The sequence below is a fragment of the Dactylosporangium sp. NPDC005555 genome, assembly GCF_040605635.1.
GTDB lineage: Bacteria > Actinomycetota > Actinomycetes > Mycobacteriales > Micromonosporaceae > Dactylosporangium.
Window position 1 is genome coordinate 99,620 of the sequence record NZ_JBEXDG010000030.1, and the last position, 23,880, is coordinate 123,499.

Sequence of the window (23,880 nt, forward strand, 5' to 3'; positions counted from 1 at the left end):
GGGATCGCTCATCGACTTCTTGCGATCTTCCCGCCATTTCTTGCATGTGCGGGTCCGGCGCCCCTTTGGCACACTGCTGCCGATGATGACGCTTGACGAACGGGTGCGGCCGAACGAGACCACCGTGCCGCTGATGGGGTGCGTCGCGCCCGAGGAGACCACCGCGTTCTGGCGGTCGCTCGGGTTCGCCGTGACGTACGAGCAGCGCAGGCCCTACCTGTATCTGGCGTTCGAGTGGCGCGGGATCGCGCTGCACTACAAGCAGGCGCCGGGCGGCATCGAGGACGCGCGGGAGGACCTCGGCGGGTGCCTGGTCATGGTCGACTCGGTCGCGCCGTACCACGCCGCTTTCACGGAGGCGATGCGCCGCTCGTACGGCAAGGTGCTGGCCAAGGGGCTGCCGCGCATCACGAGGTTCCGCCCCGGCGCCTCCCGGTTCACGGTCATGGACCCGTCCGGGAACTCGGTCATCTTCATCCAGCGCGATGAGCCGGTCGAGGTGGAGTACGGCGGATCCAAACGGCTTGAAGGGCTGGCGAAGGTCCTGGACAACGCGCGGATCCTGCGGGAGTTCAAGCAGGACGACAAGGCCGCGTTCCGGGCGTTGAACTCGGGCCTGCGCCGCCACGGCGACACCGCGACGACCGTCGAGCGGGCCCTCGCCCTGGCGGCGCTCATCGAACTGTCCACGGCCCTGGAGGAGCCCGAGCGGGTCGCCGAGTGGGGCGATCGGCTCGGGCGGCTCGAACTCACCGCCGACGAGCGGGCCCTCGTCGAGGCCGCCGTCGCGGACCCGGGACTGCTTCAGCCGTTCATGAAGTCCTGACCGGCGGCGGTGAGACGCTCCAGGAAGCCGAGCAGGAGTCCGCACGCCAGGTGCACGAGGCGAGAGGCCCCCGGATGATACCGGTCGGAGGTGTCGGGTGGGTGACAGGGCGGCGCAAGTGTTCGCCAAGTCCACGCCAAGTCCGGGACGGCACGCTCTTCCCAGCAGCAACTGAAAGGGTCTTCCTCGAGGCCCTCGCAAGGACTAGCTCGAAGGACCCCCCTTCGATACACATATATCGCTGGACCGGTAGAGCGGCGCTCCTCCCTCGCGCCGCTCTACCAAGCGTTACGGGCGCCTCAGCCGGTGAAGAGCAGGAGCAGGCCGGCGACCGTGTACGCCACCATCAGGCCCAGCAGCGGCACCTGGCCGGTCATGGCCTGGGCGCGGGGGAAGAGTTTCAGGGCGCGGTCGTGGGCGAGGACGGTGCCGACGAGGTGGCCGAGGATGATGGCGGTGATCTGGACGTTGGCGACGCCCGTCGGGGTGATCACGCCGGTCCACGGGTCGAAGTCCGGTTTGTCCAGCAGCAGGGCGACGGTGCGCTGGCCCTCCAGGACGAACAGCGAGTAGTAGTGCGCCACGACGTAGCCGACGACGATCGGCACGATCGAGTGGGCCAGCTCGCCGGGCGTCCGCTCCGCCGACGTGTGGCCGCGCCGACCGGCCGTGCGGGTCGCCACGGTGTACGCCAGTGCCACCGCGCCGATGACGGCGAGCAGCCCGAGGGTGCCGGTCACGGGTGCCGGCAGCCCGTTCTCCTGGGTGAACCGCAGCCAGAACAGGGCGCCGGACATCGCGTCGTAGAAGGTGGCGCCGAGCAGCACCACGACGACGGCGACGAGCCCGGGTGCGGGGCGCAGGCCGGCGATCCCGTCGAGGGGGTTGCGCAGCACGCGGGTGCCGTCGGGGCGGCGGCCGATGATCGCGAGCCGCCCGGCGAGGTCGCTGAGCACCTCGAACGCGTCACCGCGCGTGTGCCAGTCGGGGCCGTAGACGAAGGCGCCGATCAGCATGGCGGCGGCGTACACGAGCAGCCAGGCGCCGAGGACCGGCAGGGTGGCCCGGTCCGGCGCGACGAGCTCCAGCCACGCGAACGCGAACAGCCCGGCCGCGGCGGGCCAGTAGCCGAACCCCTCGGGCAGCGGACGGCGGGCCGTGAAGCCCATCGACAGCGTCCGCAGCGGGTTCAGGGAACGCCAGACCGGGCCGAGCAGCAGCGACAGCGGCACCAGTCCGACCCAGAACAGCACGTACACGATGCCGGCCGCGGGATTCTCGGCCGTGTCGGGCCGCGTGAACGCCCACGCCAGGACGGCGAGGAGCGCGATGCCCACCAGGCGCGGCACGACTGCGGGCACGGTCCGTGCAAGGACGGGCCGGCCCGCGGACGGGTCCAGGCGGGGGGTGCGCCACGCGACGCCGAGCACGAGGAACGACACGATCAGCGCGGCGGCCGCGCCGGCGAGCAGCTGCCCCAGGGTGAGCGGCAGGTCCTGGCGGCCGCCGACCCCGTGGGCCAGGATCGTGTTCAACGGACCACGAGCTGGAAGAGCACCAGGTGCGACGAGTGCGTCTCCACCTCGAACAGCCCGGTCCGGTCGACCCGCAGCTCGATCGACGCGGGCGTCCCGGCCGGCAGGGCCAGGCTCTTGTCGTAGCCGTGGACGTGCAGCTCGTCGGCGACGTCGGAGGTCACGGTGATCCGCACCAGGTTGCCCTTGGCGACCTCGACCCGCCCGGTCGGCGGTGTCACCTTCCGTTTCGCGACGGAGACGACGATCTCCTTGTCGAAGGTCGGAACCGGCGACGGCGGCATGGAAGCGGCCCCCGCGGTCGGTGATGCCGCGTCGGTGCCGGTGGCGGTCGCGGTCGTCACCGAGGGTGCGGGAGCCGGCGCCGAGGCGGACGTCGAGGGGGACGAGGAGCACCCGGCCAGGGCGAGGATGACCGTGGCGGTGAGGACGGCGGCACGAACTGCAGGCACGAAGAGGCTCCCGGAGCGGCGGGGGTTTGTCAGGGCTGTGAATTTAGCGTCTTGTCGCTCATGGGGGAACCCGGCATCATGTGCCGATGCGATGGGTCCGCGTCAGTTTGATCAGAATCGCGGCGCTGACGCTCGTCGCCGCACTCGGCCTCGTGCTGCCGGCGTCGCCCGCATGGGCCCACGGGCAGCTCGCCATGTCAGACCCGGTCCAGGACAGCACCGTGGACAAGCCGCGGGCCGACGTGACGCTCTACTTCACGGAGCAGCCCGCGTCGTTCGCCTGGTTCACGGTCACCGCGCCGTCCGGGCTGCGGGTCGACGGCGGGTGGCGCGGCGGGGAGCCGAAGCGCCTCGACAAGCCGGTCCAGGAGTATTTCCTCGTCGACGGGAAGTTCGAGCCCAGGTCGTACAACACCGGCTTCCCGGCGATCGTGCCGGTGTCGCACTGGCCTGAGCAGGGGCTCTACACGGTCGCCTACCAGTCGGTCGCCTCCGACGGCGAGGCGGTCAAGGGGCAGCTGCGGTTCACCTACAGCGGGGCGGTGACACCGGCCCCGGCGGGCTGGACCGCCCCGACCGCCGGCCCGCCCGAGGCGCTGGCCCGCGCCGGCGACAAGGAGAGCGCCCCGGCGGTGCCGCAGCAGACGCGGGCCGCCGTCCCCGAGGCACAGCCGACGGTGCCGAAGACGCCGTTCGTGCTCACCGACTGGCTCATCCCGGCCCTGATCATCGCGGGCGTCGGCGCCATGGTGTGGCTCGCCGCCAGACGGGCACCAGTGCAGCCGGAGAAGAAGCGCCGCAAGGCCGCCCTCCGGTAGGAGGACGGCCGGTGCGGTCGTGCGTCACCTGGTGGCGGCAGGGGTGGCTCCGCAGGTCTTCTGGATCTGCCCGGTGAGCCGGCCGGCGAAGTCCTTGTCGCTGATGGTCCGCTTCTGGTATTGCTCGACCTGCGCGTCCGTCAGCCCGCTGTAGATGGGCTTGCTGGCGTACGCGTCGGCCATCGCGCCCGGATCCGTGTAGACCCTCGACTGGACCGAGCACAGGTGCGCGGCCGTCGTGTCCAGGTAGATCGTCTCCATCCGTTCGGGCGTCAACGACCCGCTGACGGTCGGGCCGGCCGTCGCCGTCGGCGCGGACGGGGCGGAGATCTTGGCCGGGGTTCTCGCCGGCTCGTCACCGCAGCCGGCGGTCAGACCGGCCGTGAGGGCGACGGTGGCGAGCGTGAGCAGCGCTCTGGAGCGGATCATGACGATGTCCTTTCCTTGCGCGGGGAAGGATCTGACTAGACGACGACGAGCGTCAGGGTGTTGGTGTCGACGTTGGTGCCGTAGGCGAGCTTCACGGTGAGCGTGTAGGTGCCGGCGGCGACGTTCGTGGCGTCGAACTTCACCGACGCGTAGTCGTCGGCGCCGACGGGCAGCCCCGCCGCGTCGTTGAGCTGCGTGTACGTCCGGTCGCCGGGGTAGCTGACGCCCAGGCCGGTCGGGCCGCCGGAGACGGTGATCTTCAGGTCGTCGACGCCGGCGCGGCGCGCCTGGAACACCAGCTGGCTCCAGACCGGGGTCTTCTTCGGCACGGTCACCGTGCTGGTCTTCTGCGTGAGGCCGGCGCCGCTGACCAGGACGATCGGCAGGGTCGCGGTCGAGGTGCCGGTGCGGGCCGTGCCGACGCAGGTCGTCGCCCCGGCGGTCTTCTCGGTGTACGTGTAGTTCAGCGTGATCGGCGTGAGCGAGACGAGCGTGTTCGAGGTGACGGTCATGTTGAACGCGGCGTAGTCGATGCTGCCGGCCGAGAGCGAGTCGCCCTTCGACAGCGACGAGTAGGTGCTCGTGTTCGTGGGGTAGTTGACGGTGACGCCGGGGCCCGAGGCGGTGACCTTGACGTTGCAGATGTCGGTGGCCGCGCCCCACAGCGTGCTCACCCAGCCGGTCTGGCCCAGCACCATCGGCGCGAGCAGCGGGATGGTCAGCCCGAGGCCGGGGGCCGCGGCGCTGGCCGGCGCGGCGGCGGGCAGGACGGCGGCCGCACCGGCGGCGCAGGCGATGGCGATGGAGGCTGAGCGGCGCATCGGAGAGGTCCTTCTCTGTCGGGACTTGGTGACGTCTGCCAGATCGGCGGCGCGGGGAGCGTGTTGAGCTACCCGGTGAGCGCCATCCAGGTGACGTACTGGTGCACCGCGATTCCCTCGAACGCGGCGTAGCGCTGCGCCGCGCGGTCGACGTCGCTGAGCGTGGCCCGCATGGCGCTGCCGGTGCCGCCGTGGAAGGTGCAGTAGGCGCAGTCGCCGAGCGCCTGCGTCTCCGCGCCGAGCCGGGCCGGTTTCGCCGCTTTCCCGGCGCGTCGCAGCAGGTCGTCGGCGACGCCGAGCATGGAGTTGCCGCCGGTGGCGGTGTTGCGGTAGCTCATCACCGTGACGCCGTCGACCCGGGCGAGCACGGCGTCGGCGAGATTCTCCCCGCCGACCTGCACGGTGGGCAGCCAGAACGGCACGTCCAGCTCGAGGGGCGGCCCGATCCGCGCCAGCTCGTCGAGCAGCCGCAGCAGCTGCGGTACGAGCACCGCCTGCTCCTGCTGCCAGGCGGGCAGCAGGTAGGGCTCGACGTCGACGTGCAGCCCCCGGAACAGGCCGGTGGCGGCGGCGGCACGGGCCCAGGCGAGCGCGGCCGCGTGGTCGGTCGTCCAGGCCGGCTCGCCGCCGAGCGCGTCGAGCGTGATCCCGGCGTCGTCGCACAGCGCGCGGAGCCGGGTCAGCTCCGTGACGTCGGCGCGCGGGTCGTAGTACGCGAAGATCGTCGACACCGAGTGGGCGGTCGCCCAGGCGACGACGGTCTCCGGCGGCTCCCGCTCCCACAGCCACATGGCCCTGGTCCCGGGCGGGGCGACGCTGGTCTCCGGCGCGAGCGGCGGCAGCACCCGGTGCACCGACGCCACCAGCAGTCCCACGCTCAGGACGAGACACAGGACGGGCCGCAGGACGGCGTCCATCACGCCGCGCACGCGTGTCAGGACGCCACGCGGGTCCGCCGGCGCCCGGTGCGATGAGCCCGCCCCCACGTCATCTGTTCGGCCGGTCGCGCCCGGCCCGAAGGATTTGGGTCACGTTGACGTCACTGGGAGCCGTGGGACACGATGAACCCCGAGCGGCCACAGGGAGGAACCCAGTGCGAGTCTGGGACGGTCCCGCCACTGTGACCGGGGAGTCACGGTCCAATGCACGGGCCACGGCGGCGCTCCGGGAGTCAGACACTCCAGCCGCTCGTGCTTGTTGACCCAGTGGGCGCGGACCCGCTCGATAAGGAAGTGCCCGTGACGTCGCCGTATCCGTTCTCGGCCGTGGTCGGCCTGCCAGACCTGCGCCTCGCCCTGCTGCTCACCGCCGTGTCGCCGGCGATCGGCGGGGTCCTCGTGCGGGGTGAGAAGGGCACCGCCAAGTCGACCGTCGTGCGGGGCCTCGCCACCCTCCTGCCCGAGGTCGACGTCGTCGCCGGCTGCCGCTTCGCCTGCGACCCCGCCGCCCCCGACCCGTCCTGCCCGGACGGCCCGCACTCCCTGGACGCGCCCGCCGCCAGGCGCCGGTCCGCGCTGGTCGAGCTGCCCGTCGGCGCCACCGAGGACCGGGTCGTCGGCACCCTCGACCTGCAGCGCGCCCTCGGCGACGGGGTCAAGGCCTACGAGCCCGGCCTGCTCGCCGCCGCGCACCGCGGCGTCCTCTACGTCGACGAGGTCAACCTCCTGCCCGACCACCTCGTCGATCTGCTCCTCGACGCGGCGGCGATGGGCCGCGCCCACGTCGAACGCGACGGCGTCTCCGTCAAGCACGCCGCCCGCTTCCTCCTCGTCGGCACCATGAACCCGGAGGAGGGCGAGCCCCGCCCACAGCTCCTCGACCGGTTCGGCCTGGTCGTCGGCGTCGCCGCGCCCTCCACCGCGGCGCCCAGGGCCGAGGTCGTGCGGCGGCGGCTGGCGTACGAGCTGGACCCCGGCACCTTCGCGGCGCGGTACACGGAGGAGGACGCGGCCCTGGCCGCCCGGATCGCCGGCGCGCGGCGGGTGCTGCCGGCGGTGACATTGCCCGACCGGCAGCTGGACCGGATCGCGCGGATCTGCCTGGCGTACCGGGTGGACGGCCTGCGCGCCGACATCGTCGTGGCCCGCACCGCGGTGGCCCTGGCGGCCTGGCACGGCCGGACGGTCGTGACGAAGGACGACCTGCGGGACGCCGCCCGGCTCGCGCTGCCGCACCGGCGCCGCCGCGACCCTCTGGACCCGCCGGGCGCCGACCAGGAGCGCCTGGAGGAGATCCTCAACCATGAGCTCGACGACCTGGACGACGACCAGGACGGCGACGACGGTCCGGACGACGGCGGCCCTGACGACGACGGCCCGGATGGCGGCGACCCGCTCCCGCCCGGCGCTCCCGACGACCCGAGCGCTTCGCCCGGCAGTTCGGATCTGTCGGAAGGGAGGGGGAGCGGCAACCGCAACCCGGCCGGCAGTGGCCCACCCCCGCCCGGCGCTTCAGCCGACCCGAAGCCCGACAATTCGGATTTGTCGGGAATTGGGGAGGACGGGGATGGTGACCCGGGCGATCGCGCCGCCGGATCACCGGGCACGCAGCCTCCGGGTGAGCTGGCGTTCGCGCAGGCGCCGTACAAGACGCGGCTGCTGCAGATCGGCGGCCGGGCGAACCGGCAGCAGGGCGCCCACGCCGGCCGGCGCTCGCCCGCCCACGGACGGCACGGCCGGGTCGTCCGGTCGCGGCAGCCCAGCGGCGGCAAACTCGTCAGCCTCCACCTGCCTGACAGTGTCCGCGCCGCCGCGCTGCGCGGGTCCCGCAGCGTCGACGCCCGCGACCTCCGCGAGGCCGTCAAAGTGGGCCGCGAGGCGAACCTGGTCCTGTTCGTCGTCGACGCGTCCGGGTCCATGGCGGCCCGCCGGCGGATGACCGTCGTGAAGACCGCGGTGCTGTCGCTGCTGCGCGACGCGTACCAGCGCAGGGACAAGGTCGGCATGATCACCTTCCGCGGCGCGGAGGCCACCACCGTCCTCGAGCCGACCGCCAGCCACGAGGTCGGCGTCCTGCGCCTGGCCGAGCTGCGCACCGGCGGCCGCACGCCGCTCGCCGCGGGGCTGCGCCAGGCCGCGCGCACGCTGCACGGCGAGCAGCGCCGCGACGCCCGCCGCCGCCCGCTGCTCGTCGTCGTCACCGACGGCCGGGCGACCAGCGGCCCCGACCCGCTGACCGTCGTGCCCGCGCTCGCCGGGATCCCCGCCGTCGTCGTGGACTGCGAGTCCGGACCCGTGCGGCTCGGCCTCGCCCAGCGCCTCGCCCGTGCCCTGTCCGCCGACTGTCTTCCGCTGTCGGCACTGTCCACAGTGGGGAGCTGAGCCATGCCGCAGGGCAAGGTCGAGAGCGTGCCGGACGACGGGCTCACCACCCGCCAGCGCCGCCGGCAGCACATCCTGGCCGTCCACACAGGACAGGGCAAGGGCAAGTCGACGGCGGCGTTCGGGATGGCGCTGCGCGCGTGGAGCGCCGGCTGGCCGATCGCCGTGTACCAGTTCGTGAAGAGCCCGAAGTGGCGCGTCGGCGAGGAGACCGCCCTGAAGGCGCTCGGCGAGACCGGCAAGGGCGGCCCCGTCGTGTGGCAGAAGATGGGGGAGGGCTGGTCCTGGATCCAGCGTCCCGGCACCGACCGCGACCACGCCGCCGAGGCCGCCGAGGGCTGGGAGCAGATCAAACGCGACCTCGCCGCCGAGGCGCACCGGTTCTATGTGCTCGACGAGTTCACGTATCCGATGAAGTGGGGCTGGGTCGACGTCGCCGACGTCGTCGCCACCCTGCGGGACCGGCCCGGCAACCAGCACGTCGTCATCACCGGCCGGGACGCGCACCCCGACCTCATGGAGCTCGCCGACCTGGTCACCGAGATGACGAAGGTCAAGCACCCGATGGACGCGGGACGCAAGGGCCAGCAGGGCATCGAGTGGTAGCCAGGCTCGTCATCGCGGCACCGGCCTCCGGCCAGGGCAAGACCACCGTGGCGACGGGGCTCCTCGCCGCGTTCGCGGCGCGCGGCCTTCGCGTGGCGCCGTTCAAGGTAGGGCCCGACTACATCGACCCCGGCTACCACGCCCTCGCCGCCGGCCGCCCCGGCCGCAACCTCGACCCGGTCCTCGTCGGCGAGGAGCGGATCGGGCCGCTGTTCGCGCACGGCGCCCGTGACGCCGACATCGCCGTGGTCGAGGGCGTCATGGGGCTGTTCGACGGGCGCACCGGCGCGGGCGAGTTCGGCTCGACCGCGCACGTGGCGAAGCTCCTCGACGCGCCTGTCGTCCTCGTCGTCGACGCCACCGCGCAGGCCCGGTCGATCGCCGCGGTCGTGCACGGCTTCCGGTCGTTCGGGTCCGGCGTACGCATCGCCGGCGTCGTGCTCAACCGGGTCGGCTCGGACCGGCACGAGCAGATCCTCCGCGACGCGTGCGCCGAGGTCGGCACCCCCGTCCTCGGAGTGCTGCGCCGGCACGACGCGGTCGCCGCCCCGTCCCGCCACCTCGGCCTGGTCCCCGTGGTGGAGCGGCACGCCGAGGCCCTGGAGTCGGTGCGCGCCCTGGCATCCGTGGTGACCGCGGGCGTCGACCTCGACGCGGTCCTCGCCGTCGCCCGGTCCGCGCCGCCGTCGACGTGCGAGCCGTGGTCGCCCGCGTCCGCCGAACCGGTCGCCGGGCGGCCCGTCGTCGCGGTCGCCGGTGGTCCCGCGTTCTCGTTCAGCTACGCCGAGACGGTCGAGCTGCTCACCGCCGCCGGCGCCGAGGTGTCCACAGTGGACCCGTTGCGGGACGAGGCGCTGCCGCCCGGAACGCGCGGACTCGTCGTCGGCGGTGGCTTCCCCGAGGTGTACGCCCAGCAGCTGTCCGACAACACGCCGCTGCGCGCGGCGGTGGCGGCGCTCGCGGCCCGCGGCGGCCCGGTCGCGGCGGAGTGCGCCGGGCTTCTGTGGCTGGCCCGCACCCTCGACGGCAGACCGATGTGCGGCATCCTGCCGGTCGACGCTGCCATGACCCCGAAGCTGACCCTCGGCTACCGCGACGCCGTCGCCGTCGCCGACAACGTCCTCGCCGCGGCCGGCACCAGGGTCAGCGGCCACGAGTTCCACCGCACCGCCGTCACCCCGGCGTTCGGCGTCGATCCCGCGTGGGCATGGCGGGGCGAGGGCGGCGCGGTGCGGGAAGGGTTCACCGTCGGGTCGGTGCACGCGTCATACCTGCACCTGCACTGGGCCGGCGCCCCGGAACTGGCCCACCGGCTGGTCGCCGCATGCGCGTAGTCATAGGGTTCGGCGCCCGTTCCACCGCCACGGCGGACGACGTCGAGGCGCTCCTGCCGCCGTTCGACGGTGACGTCGTCGTCGCGCTGTCCACGGTGGACGGACGAGCGGACCTCGCCGAGGAGGTCGCGGCGCGGCACGGCTGGGACGTCGTCACCCACCCGGCCGGGGTCCTCGCCGGGGTCGCCGTTCCGAATCCGTCCACAGTGGTCGCCTCCCACGCCGGGACGCCGAGCGTCGCCGAGGCCGCGGCGCTGCTGACCGCCCGCGCGGTCGCCTCCGACGCCGGGTCGCCGAGCGTCGCCGAAGCCGCGGCGTCGCTGACCGCCGGGTCGCCGAGCGTCGCCGAAGCCGCGGCGCTGCTGACCGCCGGGTCACCGGTCCCGCCGGCGGCGGTCCTCGTGGCCGCCAAGCGGTCGTCGGACGTCGCCACCGTGGCCGTCGCCGCGATCGCGCCCGGGGTGACCGTGGTCGGGATCGGCGCCGACGGCCTGGCATCCGTGTCCGCCGAGGGCCACGCCGCCATCGCCGCCGCCACCGTCGTGTTCGGCGGCGCCCGGCAGCTCGACCTCGTCACCGCCGTGCGCAAGGTCGCCTGGCCGTCGCCGCTCGTACCGGCGCTGCCGCGGCTCCTTGCCGAACACCACGCCGACCGGGTCGTGGTCCTCGCCAGCGGCGACCCCATGTACCACGGCATCGGCACCACGCTCGTGCGGCTCCTCGGCGCGGGACACGTGCACGTCGTGCCGCACCCGTCGTCGGTGTCCCTCGCCTGCGCGCGGCTCGGCTGGGCGCTCGACGACGTCGAGGTGGTCAGCGCCGTCGGCCGGTCCGTCGACGCGCTGCGCCGGGTCCTCCACGACGGACGGAAGGTGCTCGTCCTCAGTTCCGGCGCCGCCACCCCGCCCCAGGTCGCCGCGATCCTTGCCGAGACCGGGTTCGGCGGCAGCGCCGTCACCGTCCTCGAGTCCCTCGGCGGACCGGACGAGCGCGTCCACCGGGACGTCACCGCCGCCGGGCCGCTCAACGTCGTCGCCGTCGACTGCCGCGGCACCACGGGGACCCCGGTCGTCGCCGGGCTCGCCGACGACTCGTACGCCAGCGACGGCCAGATCACGAAGCGCGAGATCCGCGCCGTCACCCTCGCCGCGCTCGGACCGCGCCCGGGCGAGCTGCTGTGGGACGTCGGCGCCGGATCCGGCAGCATCGCGATCGAATGGCTCCGCGCGCACCGCTCGTGCCGTGCCGTCGCCGTCGAACGCGACCCCGTCCGCGCCGGCCGCGTCACCGCCAACGCCCGCACCCTCGGCGTCCCGCAACTGTCCACAGTGCTCGGTGCGGCGCCCGATGCCCTCGACGGCCTGGAGACCCCCGACGCCGTTTTCATCGGCGGCGGCTTCACCGCGGCGGGGGTGTTCGAGCGCTGCTGGTCGGCGCTGCGCCCCGGCGGGAGGCTCGTCGTCAACGCGGTCACCGTCGAGTCGGAGCGGCTCGTCGCCGACCTCCACGCGACGCACGGCGGCTCCCTGGTCCGGATCGCGGTCCAGCGCGCCGCGCCCGTCGGCGGGTTCCTCGCCTGGCGGCCGATGATGCCGGTGACGCAATGGGTGGTGTGGAAATGACGGTGTACTTCGTCGGTGCCGGACCGGGCGCCGCGGACCTCATCACGGTCCGGGGCCGCGACGTGCTCGCCCGCACGCCGGTCTGCCTGTACGCGGGCAGCCTCGTGCCGGTCGAGCTGCTCGACGTGTGCCCGCCGGGCGCGCGGCTCGTCGACACCGCGAACCTCGACCTCGACCAGATCCTCGCGGAACTGACCGCCGCGCATGCCGCCGGCCACGACGTCGCCCGCCTGCACTCCGGCGACCCGTCCTTGTTCAGCGCCATGGCCGAGCAGCTGCGCCGCCTCGACGCCGCGGACATTCCCTACGAGATCGTGCCGGGCGTGCCCGCGTTCGCCGCCGCGGCCGCGTCGCTGGGCCGCGAGCTGACCGTGCCGGGCGTCGCGCAGACCCTGATCCTGACCCGCACCGCGGCCCGCGCGACCCCGATGCCGCCCGGCGAGGAACTGTCCACCCTGGCCGCCGGCCGCGCCACGATCGTGCTGCACCTGGCCGTGCAACGCATCGCCGTCGTCGTCGAGGAGCTCATCCCCTGGTACGGCGAGGACTGCCCGGTCGCCGTCGTCGCCCGCGCCAGCCGCCCCGATGAGGTCATCCTGCGTGGCACCCTCGCCGGCATCGCCGAGCAGGTCCGCGAGGCCGGCATCCTGCGTACCGCCGTCATCGTCGTCGGCCGCGTCCTCACCGCCGAGGAGTTCCCCGACAGCCACCTCTACTCCACCACCCGCCCCCGCTAGCCCGTTCGGCCCTGTCGGGCGGCGTCCGCGTCCGTATCATCCTCGATGATCATCGGGGAGGATGTCTTGTCGTTCGCACTCTCGCGGCGCGCCGCCATGCGCGGTGCCGTCGCCGCGGCCACCGCGGCGGTCGTCGCGCCCACCGTCCTGGGCCGGCCGCGACCGGCGCGGGCGGCGATGCCGGGCCTGGCCGGGAAGATCACCTTCCGGAAGGTCAGCTCGGTCTGGATCGCGAACGCCGACGGCTCCGACGCGCGCGAGCTGATCCCGAGCGCCTGGGCCGGCTCCGGCGACTGGGCACCCGACGGCAGCAGGTTCGTCTTCCCGCACAGCCCTGACGGTCCCCAGTCGGTCCGGCCCGACGGCACCGGGCGCTATGCGCTGACCCCCGGCTACACCGGACACGGCGACGAACCGGTCTACACGTCCGGCGGCCGGTACGTGATCTACTCGAACTCAGGGCGGATCCACATCGCCAGCACCAGCGGAACCTGGTCGTCCGGTGTCCCGCTGTTCGACGCGCCCGGTGACTACGGGACGTGGGACACCCAGCCCGCGGTCGCCGGCGACGGCACGGTCGTCTTCCAGCGCCACTTCGCGAACACCTCGGACGCCTATGAGGCCGGCGACATCTACCGGGTCGACAGCGACACCGCCGTCACGAAGATCATCACGAATGCCTGGGGCGCCGACTTCGCTCCCGACAGCACCCGGATCGCGTTCGTCCGCACGTACGGGCGGAACCGTCAGATCTGGATCGCCGACGCCGACGGCGGCAACCAGGCGCAGCTGACCACCGAGGAGAACACCGGCGGCAGCATCCGCAACCAGGAGCCGGCCTGGTCCCCGGACGGCGGCTTCATGCTGTTCACCAGCTACGGCCCCGGGGGCGCCGGCGACCCGAAGATCCTGCGGATGAACCTCGCGACCAAGGAGGTCGTCACGGTCGCCGAGTACGGCACGCTGCCGACCTGGCAGCCGGTCACCACCAACGTCGTCGAACGGGTGTGGGGCGCCACCGCGCTGGACACCGCGGTCGCCACCTCCCGCTACAACTGGGCCGACCATGACGCGGGGGGCGTCGACGAGAGCTTCCGCCCGCCCGCGAAGGTCGTCGTGCTGTCCCGCGACGACGTGTACCTCGACGCGCTCGGCGGGTCCGCGCTCGCCGTGCGCAAGCAGGGCCCGCTGCTCATCACCCCGCCCGGCGGTCTGCACGGCAGTACCAGGGCCGAGATCCAGCGCATCCTCGCTCCCGGCGGCAAGGTGTACCTGCTCGGCGGCACCGTCGCGCTGTCGGCGAAGGTCGAGAGCCAGGTCAAGGCCCTCGGCTACCAGACCGTCCGGCTGTGGGGCGCCACGGAGTACGACACCGCCATCGCCATCGCCAAGGAGATCGAGCCCAGGCCGAGAGCGGTCATCCTGGCGACCTCGCTGAAGTACTACGACGCGCTCGCCGCCGGTGCCGCGGCCGGCGCGAACCCCCGCACCGTCATCGTCCTCACCGCCGGCGACACGATGCCCGCCGCGACCGCCGCCTACCTCGACTCGCTCGACCCGGACCCGGACACCGGCACCCGGATGATCGGCGTCGGCGGCCCCGGGGTCAGGGCACTGCTCGGCGGTTACCGGGCCGGGCAGATGCCGTCCTGGCCCGACCCGCTGTGGTACTGGCCCGTCTTCGGCGCGACGGAGTTCGAGACCGCGGTCGCCGTCGCCGACTTCTTCTTCGACGCTCCCCGCACCGCGGGCGTGGCGACCGCGACGACCTGGTTCGACGCGCTGACCGGCGGCGCGATGGTCGGGGCCGTCGCCGCGCCGCTGCTGCTGTCCGCGCCCGGCGTCCTCAGCCCGGCGAGCCGCGACTACCTGGCCCGTAACGCCGCCTCGATCAAGTACGCGACGATGCTCGGCGGTGTGCTCGCGCTGAAGGACACGCTCATCCCCGCGCTCGGCGACGCGATCTCGGTGCCCGACGCCTACCGGTACGTCCAGTACACCGAGTCCTACGTCCCGCAGACCGCGCAGGCCCGGTCCCTGACCGGCACCACGCGCGAGCAGCGGCGGGTGCAGACCGGCGGCGGGATCCCGGGGGTCGAGCGGCGGAAGCCGTCGCGGGCCTGAGCGCTACTCGTGGGCGACCACCGTGATCCGCGGCTCGGTGCCGGCGGGGTGGGCGTGCAGCCGGTGGTGCTCGGCCCGGGCGGCGTCGATCGCGCCGGACGCGGGGAAGCGGGCGGCCGTGTAGCGCAGGCCGTGCGCGGGGCCGCCGTCCAGCCAGGGTGCGGGATCCAGGCCGAGCGCGGCCAGGGCGGCGGACACGCCGCCGAAGCGCTCGAGCGGGTGGTCGCGCTCGGACGGCAGCGGGTCGCCCATCGCCATGCCGCGGGTCTGGGTGCTGTGCTGCACGTACACCGCGCGCAGGAGCTCGCCGTCGCGCGCGGCGGTCAGCCAGAAGGAGCCGGAGACGGTCTCCGCGCCGGCTCCGGCGACCAGGCCGAGCCGCTGCGACATCGCCACCAGCATGTCCGGCTCGTTGGACAGCATCAGCGACGTGTCGAGCAGGAACGCGCGGCCGTCGCGCTCGCCGGCGGCGAGGACCCAGCCCTCGTCGTCGGGGCCGAGGTCCAGGTCATACGGGGACGGCTCCTCGGCGCCGACGACGAAGTCGCCCGTGTGCCGCTCCAGCTCGGCGATCAGCTCCCGGCGGGTCGCGGTGGCGGCGATGTATCCGTGACGCATGCCCATGGGTCCGGGAGAGTACACCGGTACAGTGCCGCCATGGGGGCACCGTTTCTCGCCGCGGACGACGTCGTGCAGGCGGACCATCCCGGCATCCGGGCGGCCGCGGGCGGGTTGCGCGGGCGGCATCCGGACGACGCAGGGTTCGCGCGGGCCGCGTACGAGTTCGTGCGCGACGAGGTCCGGCACTCCTTCGACGCCGGCGACCCGCGGGTCACCGTCACCGCCTCGGAGGTCCTGGAGCACCGCGTCGGGCTGTGCTACGCCAAGTCGCACCTCCTGGCCGCGCTGCTGCGCGCCGAGGGCGTCCCGGCGGGCCTGTGCTACCAGCGGCTGGCGACCGGCGGCGGCGGGTTCGTGCTGCACGGCCTCGTCGCCGTGCACCTCGGCGGCGCCTGGCACCGGCAGGACCCGCGCGGCAACAAGCCCGGCGTCGACGCGCGGTTCTCCCTCGACGGGCCGCGGCTGGCGTTCAGCATCGACCCGGCGGCCGGGGAGCGCGACTACGAGACCGTGTTCGACTCCCCGGATCCGGGTGTACTGGCCGCGCTGCGCGCCACGACCGACGTGCTCGACCTGCGCTCCTCGGGGCTGCCGGAGTCGCTGACCACGTCGTGAGACGGCTCGCGGAGCGCGGCGGACAGGGCGGCCGCCACGACGGGCACGACCGCCAGGGCGACGAATGCGCCGCGCGGCCCGTGGTGCTCCGCGATGAGGCCCAGCAGCGGCATCCCGAGGCCGCCGGCGCTGACGGCCAGGCCCAGGGTGACGCCCGCCGCGGTGCCCGGGCGGGACGGCAGGTAGTCCTGGCCGAGCTTCACCAGCACCGCGAAGGGGATGTTGGTGACCAGCCCGACCAGCAGCACCAGGGGCAGCGCGAGGTAGGGGTCCGGGCACAGCAGCAGGAGCACGATCGCGGGACCGAGCAGGAGGTTGCCGAGGCGCACGGTGCGCACCAGGCCGATCCGGTCGGCGATCCGCCCGCCGGCGAGGGTGCCCAGGACGCCGCCGCCGAGCTGGAGAGCGAGGGCGGCGCCACCGAGCGCGCTCGACGCACCCAGCGCATCGATCCAGTACAGGGCGACGAACGTGTTGACCCCGAACGACACCGCCGACCGGACGATCTCCACGGACGTCAGCACCGCGAACTGCCCCGGCCGGTCCCGGCCCGTCACCGGAGCCTTGGCGGCGGCCCGGCCCGTGACGCGGCGCTGGTGGCGGAGCAGGACGAACCCCATGAGCACGGCCGGCGGGATGAACAGCGCCGTCGCGCCCACGCCCCACGCGTCCAGCGCCGGGGTGGCGAGGGCCGGCGCGACGAAGAACCCGACGCTGCCGCCGGCGGCGAAGTAGCTCATCGCGGTGGCGCTGGACCCCGCGGCGAGCCGGGCGTCGCGCCCCGCGGCCGGGTGGAACATCGCCACCCCCAGGCCGGACAGCAGCAGCAGCGCCCACACCAGGGGATACGTCGGCGCGACCCCGGCGAGACCCGCGCCGGTGCCGGCCAGGGCCACCCCGACCGGTGACATCCACGGCATGCGCCGCCGGTCGGCGAGGACCCCGAACATCAGCTGCGGCAGGGAGCTGCCGAGCGCGGCGGCCATGGCGAGCCCGGCCCCGGCGACGTAGCCGTAGTGGCGGTCCAGCACGAAGTAGGGCACCGCGGCGGGCACGAGGCCCTGGTAGAAGTCGTCGACGGCGTGCGCGGTCGCCCACACGCGCATGCGGCGCCACGGTGGGGCGGTCGGTTCGGCGATGCTCACCCGTTCAAGATCGCAGCAGGTGTACGGTGCGGACTTCCGGTATTCTGCCGATCGATGTCGAACATCCGCCACATGCCGGTCGCGCCGACGACGGCCGTCGAGCACGGGTCCGGGACACACATCGACCGGCACCGTCACGACCAGCATCAGCTGGTGTATGTCAGCCGTGGCGTCATCGCCGTGCAGACCGAGGCCGGCGGGTGGGTCGCGGCGGCGGACCGGGCCGTGTGGATTCCCGCGGGCTGCTGGCACGAGCACCGGTTCCACGGCGCGAGCGCGTTCCACACCGTCGGCTTCCCGGCCGCCGACCCGCCGCTGCCGGCGGTCGCGCCGACCGTGGTCGCCGTCGGCCCGCTGCTGCGGGAGCTGCTCGTCGCCTGCACCGACGCGGAACTGCCGATCGAAGAGGAGCGGCGGATCCGGGCGGTGATCCGGGACCGCCTGCACCGGGCGCCGCAGGAACCCGTCGCGCTGCCCACCGCCCGCGACGCGCGCCTCGCCGCGGCGTGCGCCGTAGCGGCGGACCGCCTGGAGGAGCCGCGGACCCTGTCGTCCCTGGCGCGGCAGGCGGGCGCGAGCGAGCGGACCCTCGCCCGGCTGTTCCGCGCCGAGTTCGGGATGACGTATCCGCAGTGGCGCACCAACGTCCGCGTGCACCGGGCGATGATCCTGCTCGCCGGGGGCCTGCCGGTGACGACGGTCGCGCACCGGTGCGGGTTCGCGACGCCGAGCAGCTTCGTCGACACGTTCCGCCGCGCGACCGGCCGGACCCCGGGCGTCTACCGTGCCCGCGAACAGGCCCGCGAACAGGCCGGCTGACCGCCGGCCCGTTCGTCTGCCGGACGGTCTGTCAGGTGCAGTGCTTGAGCTTCGGGCGGATCGAGGCCGGCACGTTGTTCTGGCAGACGTTGTCGGTGCCGCCGATGAGCGCCGCCCACGCCTTCTTCGTGCCGTCGTACTTGAACACGACGACGGCGGTGTCCATCGCCTCCGGCTGCGTCAGGGCCGTCGCGTACCCCTGGTAGCAGCTGATGTCCTTGAACCCCTTGCCGAGGATGATCGCACCGGCGACCTCCGCGTTGGCCTGGAACGCCTTCTGCAGCGTGGCCGCGTCGACGGGGCAGCCCCCGCCGGTCGCGCCCCCGGCGGAGCTGGCCGCCGCGCTGGTCGGTGCCGCCGCGCTGGACGTGGCGGCGGCCGGGGCGGTGGTGGACGCCCCGGTGGCGGCTGGCGCCGCGGTGTCGGCCGGGTCCTGCGAGGAACAGCCGGCGAGGGCGATCGCCGCGACGGCGATCGGGAGCAAAGCTCGTGTCATCACACGCGGAATAGTGACGTGTTCCGGCCCGGCGTGGTTGTCGGCTAGCGGACATCTACATTGGACAGACGGCGGATGTCAGACCCTCTGCCGCAACAGATTCCGGAAGTCGTACTCGTCGCCGTGCCGGAGGGCCCTGAGCCGCTCGTCGGCGGCGCGGACGGCGTCGGCGGGCACGGCCCGGCGGATCTGCGCGCGCAGCACGATCCGCGCCAGGCAGTCGCCGGTCAGGTCGAGGAAGCCCGGGCCGCCCACGGGCTCCTCGACGGCCGGGAACCACGGCTCGTCGCGCAGCGCGTGCCACCATCGTTCGGGCACGAACTCCTGCAGCATGTCCCCCGCCGGGGCGACCCATCCGTCGGGGGCGTAGCCGGTGCCGTCGACCCAGACCTCGCCCTCGTGGGGGCCGTTGAGGACCAGCCATGCGTAGAGCTGGCTGCGGGTGCCGCCGAGGTGCAGCATCCCGTCCCTGGGCCCGCCGGCGATGTCGTAGAAGTCGTCAGGATCCAAATGGTCCGCGTCCTCGCCGAGCTCTTCGCGGTACTGCTCCAGCTCCTCCGGCGTGCCCGCCCAGGCGCGGGTCAGCGGGAACGGCGCGGTGCTGCACCGGAAGTAACCCTCGGCCTCGTCCTGCCCGGCCAGCGGCGTGCCGTACGCGGCCAGGGCCAGCAGCCCGGTGTCCGCGTCGCCGAACTCCAGCAGATAGCGGCGGTACCCCTCCGGCAGCCGCAGCCCGTTGCGGGCCTCGAATCCCTCCACTGTGGACGCTTCCAGGGGCGCCGGCCGCGCCTCGGGCCGGCCCAGCTCGTCGAGGCGGGTGAACAGCCGCCGGATACGGGCAAGCCCCGGCTCGATGTCGGTCACGGCGCCGACCCTAGCCGACGAGGATCGCCGCGGCGGTGGTGCGCACGTACCACCGCTGGAAGTCCGCCTCGGACCAGCCGCACCGCCGGACGAGCCAGTCGTGGTTGTGCCAGTCCATCGCGAGCCACAGCACGTCGGTGACCTGTTCGGCGGTGAGGGCCGGGTCGGTGCCGCCGGTCGCGACGAGCTCGGCGGCGAAGCGCCGCATGCCCTGCCTGCGCTCGGTCTCGTTCTTGGCGAGGATGGCCGCGGCGTCCGGGTCGGCGGTGGCGGCGCCGGCGAGGGCGCGCATGATCTCCGCCTGTCGTGCGTGGGTCTCGGCGAGGTGGCGGGCGTAGCGCTCCAGCTTCGCCCGCGGGTCGCTCAGCGCCTGGATGTCGGCGACGAACTGCCGGTCGGCGAGGGCGACGGGCTCGTCGTCGCCGGCGATGGTGCGGTCCACGAGGTCCGACAGCAGCTGTCGTTTGGTGCCGAACACCGCGTAGACGGTCTGGATCGCGACACCTGCCTCGGCGGCGACGGCGGTCAGGGGTGTCGCGGCGTAGCCGTCGCGGACGAAGAGCAGGCCGGCCGCGTCGAGGATCGCCGCCCTGGTCCGCAGCGCCTGCCGCTGCCGTCCGGACGCGTCGTACCGCCGCTTGACAGCCATCCGGTCAGCGTAGTGTTCTATTCGATAGAGGGTCACACTATTCAAAGGAGCGCGTGATGTACGGAGTCGTGCAGCAGATGCCCGGAGTGTCCGAACGCGAGTACCGGATGGTCGAGCGTCATCTCGGCCCGGACCGCCCGGCGGGCCTGGTGGCGCACGTCTCGGGTCCGTACGAGGACGGCTGGCGGGTGCTGAACATCTGGACCGAGGAGGCCGCGTTCCGCCGGTTCCAGTCGGAGCGGCTGATGAAGGCGGCCGGGCTCGCCGCTCAGGAGGAGGGGTTCGACCCGGGGAAGGCGGCCGGGTTCAGCTCGTTCACGGTGGTCGGCGACGAGATGCCGTTCTGATGCCGGGCGGGGCGGCGTTCTGGGCCGCGGCGGCTCCCGGCTGGATCCGGCACGCGGACCGGCACGACGCCCGCGGCCGGCCGCTCGGCGAGGCCGCGCTGCGGGCCCTGGCGGTCCGTCCGGGGGAGCGGGTCCTGGACGTCGGGTGCGGTTGCGGCGGCACCACCGCCGAACTGGCCGCGGCCACCCGCAAAGCGCCCACCGTCACGACGGCGGCGGTCGGAGAAGCGGCGGCCGGCGGTGGAGCGGTCGGCGTCGACCTCTCGGCGGCGATGATCGAGGCGGCCCGGTCCCGGTTCCCGGCCGCGGACCACCCGGGCCTGACCTTCGAGACCGGCGACGTCGAACGCCTGCCCGAGATCCCCGGCGGGCCGTTCGACGCCGCGTACTCGCGGATGGTCCTGATGCTGTTCGCCGACCCCGTCGCCGGGTGCGCCGCCGTCCGCCGGTCCCTGCGTCCCGGCGGCCGCTTCGCGGCGACGGTCTTCCGGTCGGGTGCCGGCAACGCCTGGCTCCCCGCCGCGGTGCTCGGCGCCGCCCCGTTCGTCGGCGCGCTGCCCCCGCTGCCGGTCGGCGCCGAGCCGGGCCCCTTCGCGCTCGCCGACCCCGGCCGCATCCAGCGCGTCCTGACCGCCGCGGGCTTCGCCGACGTCGCCACCGAGGCGCACGACGTGCACCTCACCGCGCCCGACGACCCCGGCGACGTCGCCGAATGGCTGATCGACCTCGGCCCGGCCGGCGCGCCCTTCCGGCAGTCCTCGTCGCAGGCGCAGGCGGCCGCCCGTACCGGAGCGGCGAACCTGCTCGAACGATTCCGCGAGCCGGGTGTCGGCTACCGGATCCCGGCCGCGCTGTGGCTGGTCACCGCCCGTGCCCCGGGGGTCAGTGCCGCTTGAGACCGTCCAGGGCGACCTGCAGGATCCGGTCGCGCTGGGCCTCGTCGCGGTAGCCGGCGGACATGAGGCCGCTGATCATCCGGACGGTGTCGTCGAAGGTGACGTCGGTGCGGACGGCGCCGGCCTGCTGGGCGCGGGCCATGAGGGGCTCGCCGACGCGGTAGATCTCCTCGCGGCAGGTGCGGAACATCGCCGAGTCGCGGTTCAGCGCCTCGTAGATGGCGCGTTTCGTCGCCACGTACGCCACGAACCGGTGCAGCCACGATGCGAGCGCGTCCCACGGGGGCAGGCCGGCGACGTCCTCGGCGGTCTGGCACAGCTGCTCGATCTCGCCGATGTACACGGTCTCGAACAGGTCCTGCCGGGTGGGGAAGTTGCGGTACAGCGTCCCGATCCCGACGCCGGCGCGCCGCGCGATGTCCTCCAGGGACGCGTCGGTGCCCTGCTCCGCGAAGGACTCACGGGCGGCGGCCAGCAGGGCGTCGAAGTTGCGCCTGGCGTCGGCGCGCTGCGGACGGCGGACGGCGACGGGGGACTCGGCGGACATGTGTTCTCCAGCACAGCGGTCAGATACAGGCGAACGTTTGAAGCGGAGGCACCCCTCCGTTAATGTGGAGGCGTACCTCCACTAATGTACCGCGTCCGAGGGAATCCGATGACACGCGCACTCACCCTCAGCCCGCCACCCGTCGCCACCACACCACCGGTGCGCGCGGGGCGGTTCACCTTCGCCGCCCTCGCGGCCGCGGCGGCCTCGTTCTCCATGCTCCAGTCGCTGGTCAGCCCGGTGCTGCCGACGATCCAGCACGACCTGCGCACCAGCCAGAGCACCGTCACGTGGGTGCTGACCGCGTGGCTGCTCTCCGCCGCCGTGGCGACCCCGATCATGGGGCGGATCGGCGACATGTACGGCAAACGCCGCACCCTCCTCGTCGCGCTCGCCGCCATCGTGGTCGGCTGCGTGATCGCCGCCGTGGCGCCCAACATCGGCGTCCTGATCGTGGGGCGGATCGTGCAGGGCCTCGGCGGGGCGGTGTTCCCCGTCTCGTTCGGCATCATCCGCGACGAGCTGCCGCCGGCCAGGGTGCCGTCCGCGATCGGCGGGCTGTCCGCGCTGATCGCCGTCGGCGGCGGCCTGGGCGTGGTCCTCGCCGGCCCGGTCGTCGCCGCGCTGGACTGGCGGGCGCTGTTCTGGATCCCGGCGCTGGTCGTGGCGGGCACGTTCGCGCTGGCGCTGCGGTTCGTCCGCGAGTCCCCGGCCTCGGAGCACCGGGCCCGGATCAACTGGCTCGCCGGGGTGCTGCTGTCCGGGTGGCTGGTCGCTCTGATCCTGCCACTGAGCAAGGCCCCGGCCTGGGGATGGACGTCGGGGCGGGTCATCGTCGCGCTGCTGCTGTCCGGACTGCTCATCGCCGCGTGGGTACTGGTCGAGCTCCGCTCCGCGGAGCCGCTGATCGACATGCAGATGATGCGCCTGCCGGCGGTGTGGACGACCAACGCGGTGGCGCTGTTGTTCGGCGCCGGGATGTTCGCCACCTACGCGTTCCTGCCGCAGTTCCTGCAGACGCCGCGGTCCACCGGCTACGGCTTCGGCACGACCGTCACCGGCGCGGGGCTGGCGATGCTGCCGATGCTGGTCACGATGGCCGTCGCGGGATTCGTGAGCGGGCCGCTGACCGCGTACGTGCCGAAGAAGGTCCAGCTGCTGCTCGGCACGGCGATCGCCGCGGTGTCGTGCGGCGGGCTGACCCTGTTCCACGGCGCCTACTGGCAGATCTTCGTGGCGACGGGTGCGTTCGGTGTGGGCCTCGGCCTGACCTTCACCGCGATGATCAACCTGATCGTGGCGACCGTCCCGGCCGGGCAGACGGCCGTGGCCAGCGGGATGAACGCCAACATCCGCACCATCGGCGGCTCCATCGGCGCGGCGGTCGCCAGCGCCGTGATCACCGCCCACGCGACCCCGTCCGGCCTGCCGTCGGAGTCCGGGTACACGGCGGCGTTCGCGGTGCTGACCGGGATGCTCGCCCTCGCCGCGGTGATCGCCGTCTTCGTCCCCCGGACCCGCAGCGCCTGAGCCCGGGGGACGGACGGCGGGGGCTCAGCCCCGGGCGACCCAGACGTCGTCGAGGCTGCCGTGGAACTGGTCGTTGTCCAGGCCGGTGCCCTTGCCGCCGATGCTGAGCGGCACGGTGTTGACCACCGACAGCGTCGCCGGCAGGGTCGCCGTGCCGTGCTCCACGTCGTCGACGAGCACGGTCAGCGAGGTGCCCGCCCGGCGGCATTCCAGGCGGTGCCAGGCGCCGTCGGACACCGACACGTCCGACATCGCCACGTGGATCGCGCGGACGGCCGCGTCGGCGAACACGCAGCTCGGGCGGCCGGCCGCGCCGTCGATCTGCAGCTTGTACTGGGTGCCGGACGCCGAGTACCCCTTCTGCACGATGTTCTGGCCGGAGCCGGTCTCCTTCTTCGTCAGGCGGACCGTCGCGCCGTAGCGGACCGGGCCGGTGCCGGGATTGAGCTCCGGGGCGTCGGGCGTCTGCAGCACCGCGTGCGGGCACTTCTTGCCCGTGCAGCGGGCCGGGAAGTCCGCCGCCCGGCCGGCGAGGCGCTCGGCGAGCCGGACCCGGCCGCCGTGCCCCGCCGACGAGGTGAGTGTGTGACCGTGGCCGGAGTCGTCGGTGACGGTCGCGCCGTTCGCCGCGGCGTCGAAGGTGTACCGGGCGACGATCACCGGCGCGGCGGGTGCGGCCGGCGCGGCGGCCTCGGCGGGCTCGGCCGCGGGCCGGGCAGCCAGATCG

Annotated in this window: 25 protein-coding genes and 1 riboswitch; of the genes, 13 read left to right on the forward strand and 12 right to left on the reverse strand. The window is 73.8% G+C overall.

Annotation, left to right across the window (positions count from 1 at the left end):
- The first annotated feature begins 82 nt into the window (after positions 1–82).
- Positions 83–826, forward strand: a complete 744-nt coding sequence (locus tag ABZS58_RS29935; protein WP_354786563.1) for a glyoxalase — start codon at positions 83–85, stop codon at positions 824–826.
- Positions 827–1,125: 299 nt separating this feature from the next.
- Here the strand turns inward: ABZS58_RS29935 and ABZS58_RS29940 are convergent, their stop codons facing one another.
- Together ABZS58_RS29940 and ABZS58_RS29945 are read right to left on the reverse strand one after the other, a co-directional pair.
- Positions 1,126–2,361 (reverse strand): hypothetical protein, encoded by a 1,236-nt coding sequence (locus ABZS58_RS29940; protein ID WP_354786564.1) that lies wholly within the window; start codon positions 2,359–2,361, stop codon positions 1,126–1,128.
- Positions 2,358–2,813: a hypothetical protein gene (locus tag ABZS58_RS29945; protein ID WP_354786565.1), complete on the reverse strand. Its 456-nt coding sequence runs from the start codon at positions 2,811–2,813 to the stop codon at positions 2,358–2,360. Before ABZS58_RS29945 ends, ABZS58_RS29940 begins: the two co-directional genes overlap by 4 nt.
- 86 nt (positions 2,814–2,899) lie before the next feature.
- Between ABZS58_RS29945 and ABZS58_RS29950 the strand changes: the two genes are divergently transcribed.
- Positions 2,900–3,631 (forward strand): copper resistance protein CopC, encoded by a 732-nt coding sequence (locus ABZS58_RS29950; protein ID WP_354786566.1) that lies wholly within the window; start codon positions 2,900–2,902, stop codon positions 3,629–3,631.
- A gap of 24 nt (positions 3,632–3,655) precedes the next feature.
- Here ABZS58_RS29950 and ABZS58_RS29955 read toward each other — a convergent pair whose 3' ends face one another.
- The 3 genes from ABZS58_RS29955 to ABZS58_RS29965 form a co-directional block, all read right to left on the reverse strand.
- On the reverse strand, positions 3,656–4,060 hold the full coding sequence (locus ABZS58_RS29955) for a hypothetical protein (protein WP_354786567.1): 405 nt from the start codon (positions 4,058–4,060) through the stop codon (positions 3,656–3,658).
- A gap of 35 nt (positions 4,061–4,095) precedes the next feature.
- The gene (locus ABZS58_RS29960; RefSeq protein ID WP_354786568.1) at positions 4,096–4,881 is read right to left on the reverse strand and encodes a hypothetical protein; all 786 of its coding nucleotides are present in this window, start codon (positions 4,879–4,881) and stop codon (positions 4,096–4,098) included.
- Positions 4,882–4,949: 68 nt separating this feature from the next.
- On the reverse strand, positions 4,950–5,810 hold the full coding sequence (locus ABZS58_RS29965; RefSeq protein ID WP_354786569.1) for a hypothetical protein: 861 nt from the start codon (positions 5,808–5,810) through the stop codon (positions 4,950–4,952).
- Positions 5,811–5,937: 127 nt separating this feature from the next.
- A riboswitch (cobalamin riboswitch) is annotated at positions 5,938–6,085 on the forward strand.
- A 34-nt stretch (positions 6,086–6,119) separates the two neighbouring features.
- On the opposite strand from ABZS58_RS29965, the gene ABZS58_RS29970 reads away from it, so the two are divergent.
- From ABZS58_RS29970 to ABZS58_RS29995, 6 genes are all read left to right on the forward strand, one after another.
- Positions 6,120–8,201, forward strand: coding sequence for a VWA domain-containing protein (locus ABZS58_RS29970; RefSeq protein WP_354786570.1), 2,082 nt, complete (start codon positions 6,120–6,122; stop codon positions 8,199–8,201).
- Between the two features lie 3 nt (positions 8,202–8,204).
- A complete protein-coding gene (cobO, locus tag ABZS58_RS29975; protein ID WP_354786571.1) occupies positions 8,205–8,807 on the forward strand; it encodes a cob(I)yrinic acid a,c-diamide adenosyltransferase in 603 nt (200 codons plus the stop codon).
- Positions 8,801–10,141, forward strand: coding sequence for a cobyrinate a,c-diamide synthase (locus ABZS58_RS29980; protein ID WP_354786572.1), 1,341 nt, complete (start codon positions 8,801–8,803; stop codon positions 10,139–10,141). Before cobO ends, ABZS58_RS29980 begins: the two co-directional genes overlap by 7 nt.
- Complete coding sequence (gene cbiE / locus ABZS58_RS29985; RefSeq protein ID WP_354786573.1) at positions 10,132–11,763, forward strand: precorrin-6y C5,15-methyltransferase (decarboxylating) subunit CbiE; 1,632 nt, start codon at positions 10,132–10,134, stop codon at positions 11,761–11,763. Before ABZS58_RS29980 ends, cbiE begins: the two co-directional genes overlap by 10 nt.
- Positions 11,760–12,500: a precorrin-4 C(11)-methyltransferase gene (gene cobM / locus ABZS58_RS29990; protein WP_354786574.1), complete on the forward strand. Its 741-nt coding sequence runs from the start codon at positions 11,760–11,762 to the stop codon at positions 12,498–12,500. The genes cbiE and cobM overlap by 4 nt, the downstream gene beginning before the upstream one ends.
- A 66-nt stretch (positions 12,501–12,566) precedes the next feature.
- Entirely contained in the window at positions 12,567–14,624 is a 2,058-nt protein-coding gene (locus tag ABZS58_RS29995; protein WP_354786575.1) for a cell wall-binding repeat-containing protein, read from the forward strand.
- 3 nt (positions 14,625–14,627) lie between these two features.
- Here the strand turns inward: ABZS58_RS29995 and ABZS58_RS30000 are convergent, their stop codons facing one another.
- Positions 14,628–15,248, reverse strand: a complete 621-nt coding sequence (locus ABZS58_RS30000; RefSeq protein WP_354786576.1) for a hypothetical protein — start codon at positions 15,246–15,248, stop codon at positions 14,628–14,630.
- 33 nt (positions 15,249–15,281) lie between these two features.
- On the opposite strand from ABZS58_RS30000, the gene ABZS58_RS30005 reads away from it, so the two are divergent.
- A complete protein-coding gene (locus ABZS58_RS30005) occupies positions 15,282–15,860 on the forward strand; it encodes a transglutaminase family protein (protein WP_354786577.1) in 579 nt (192 codons plus the stop codon).
- Here ABZS58_RS30005 and ABZS58_RS30010 read toward each other — a convergent pair.
- A complete protein-coding gene (locus tag ABZS58_RS30010) occupies positions 15,746–17,005 on the reverse strand; it encodes an MFS transporter (RefSeq protein WP_354786578.1) in 1,260 nt (419 codons plus the stop codon). The genes ABZS58_RS30005 and ABZS58_RS30010 overlap by 115 nt on opposite strands.
- A 54-nt stretch (positions 17,006–17,059) precedes the next feature.
- Between ABZS58_RS30010 and ABZS58_RS30015 the strand changes: the two genes are divergently transcribed.
- The gene (locus tag ABZS58_RS30015) at positions 17,060–17,824 is read left to right on the forward strand and encodes a helix-turn-helix transcriptional regulator (RefSeq protein WP_354786579.1); all 765 of its coding nucleotides are present in this window, start codon (positions 17,060–17,062) and stop codon (positions 17,822–17,824) included.
- A gap of 31 nt (positions 17,825–17,855) precedes the next feature.
- On the opposite strand, the gene ABZS58_RS30020 is transcribed toward ABZS58_RS30015, so the two are convergent.
- From ABZS58_RS30020 to ABZS58_RS30030, 3 genes are all read right to left on the reverse strand, one after another.
- Positions 17,856–18,320 carry a hypothetical protein gene (locus tag ABZS58_RS30020; protein WP_354786580.1) on the reverse strand — a complete coding sequence of 155 codons (465 nt, stop codon included), beginning with the start codon at positions 18,318–18,320 and terminating at the stop codon, positions 17,856–17,858.
- A gap of 78 nt (positions 18,321–18,398) precedes the next feature.
- A complete protein-coding gene (locus ABZS58_RS30025; protein WP_354786581.1) occupies positions 18,399–19,184 on the reverse strand; it encodes a hypothetical protein in 786 nt (261 codons plus the stop codon).
- A gap of 10 nt (positions 19,185–19,194) precedes the next feature.
- The gene (locus ABZS58_RS30030) at positions 19,195–19,833 is read right to left on the reverse strand and encodes a TetR/AcrR family transcriptional regulator (RefSeq protein ID WP_354786582.1); all 639 of its coding nucleotides are present in this window, start codon (positions 19,831–19,833) and stop codon (positions 19,195–19,197) included.
- Between the two features lie 56 nt (positions 19,834–19,889).
- On the opposite strand from ABZS58_RS30030, the gene ABZS58_RS30035 reads away from it, so the two are divergent.
- Both ABZS58_RS30035 and ABZS58_RS30040 read left to right on the forward strand, forming a co-directional pair.
- The gene (locus ABZS58_RS30035) at positions 19,890–20,180 is read left to right on the forward strand and encodes a hypothetical protein (RefSeq protein ID WP_354786583.1); all 291 of its coding nucleotides are present in this window, start codon (positions 19,890–19,892) and stop codon (positions 20,178–20,180) included.
- Positions 20,180–21,076 carry a methyltransferase domain-containing protein gene (locus tag ABZS58_RS30040; protein ID WP_354786584.1) on the forward strand — a complete coding sequence of 299 codons (897 nt, stop codon included), beginning with the start codon at positions 20,180–20,182 and terminating at the stop codon, positions 21,074–21,076. Before ABZS58_RS30035 ends, ABZS58_RS30040 begins: the two co-directional genes overlap by 1 nt.
- On the opposite strand, the gene ABZS58_RS30045 is transcribed toward ABZS58_RS30040, so the two are convergent.
- Positions 21,063–21,623 carry a helix-turn-helix domain-containing protein gene (locus tag ABZS58_RS30045; RefSeq protein ID WP_354786585.1) on the reverse strand — a complete coding sequence of 187 codons (561 nt, stop codon included), beginning with the start codon at positions 21,621–21,623 and terminating at the stop codon, positions 21,063–21,065. The genes ABZS58_RS30040 and ABZS58_RS30045 overlap by 14 nt on opposite strands.
- A gap of 108 nt (positions 21,624–21,731) precedes the next feature.
- Here ABZS58_RS30045 and ABZS58_RS30050 point away from each other — a divergent pair, with 108 nt between their 5' ends.
- A complete protein-coding gene (locus ABZS58_RS30050) occupies positions 21,732–23,153 on the forward strand; it encodes an MFS transporter (protein ID WP_354786586.1) in 1,422 nt (473 codons plus the stop codon).
- A 24-nt stretch (positions 23,154–23,177) separates the two neighbouring features.
- Here ABZS58_RS30050 and ABZS58_RS30055 read toward each other — a convergent pair.
- Positions 23,178–23,880 (reverse strand): LamG-like jellyroll fold domain-containing protein (locus tag ABZS58_RS30055; protein WP_354786587.1); only part of this gene is annotated, 703 nt, incomplete at its 5' end.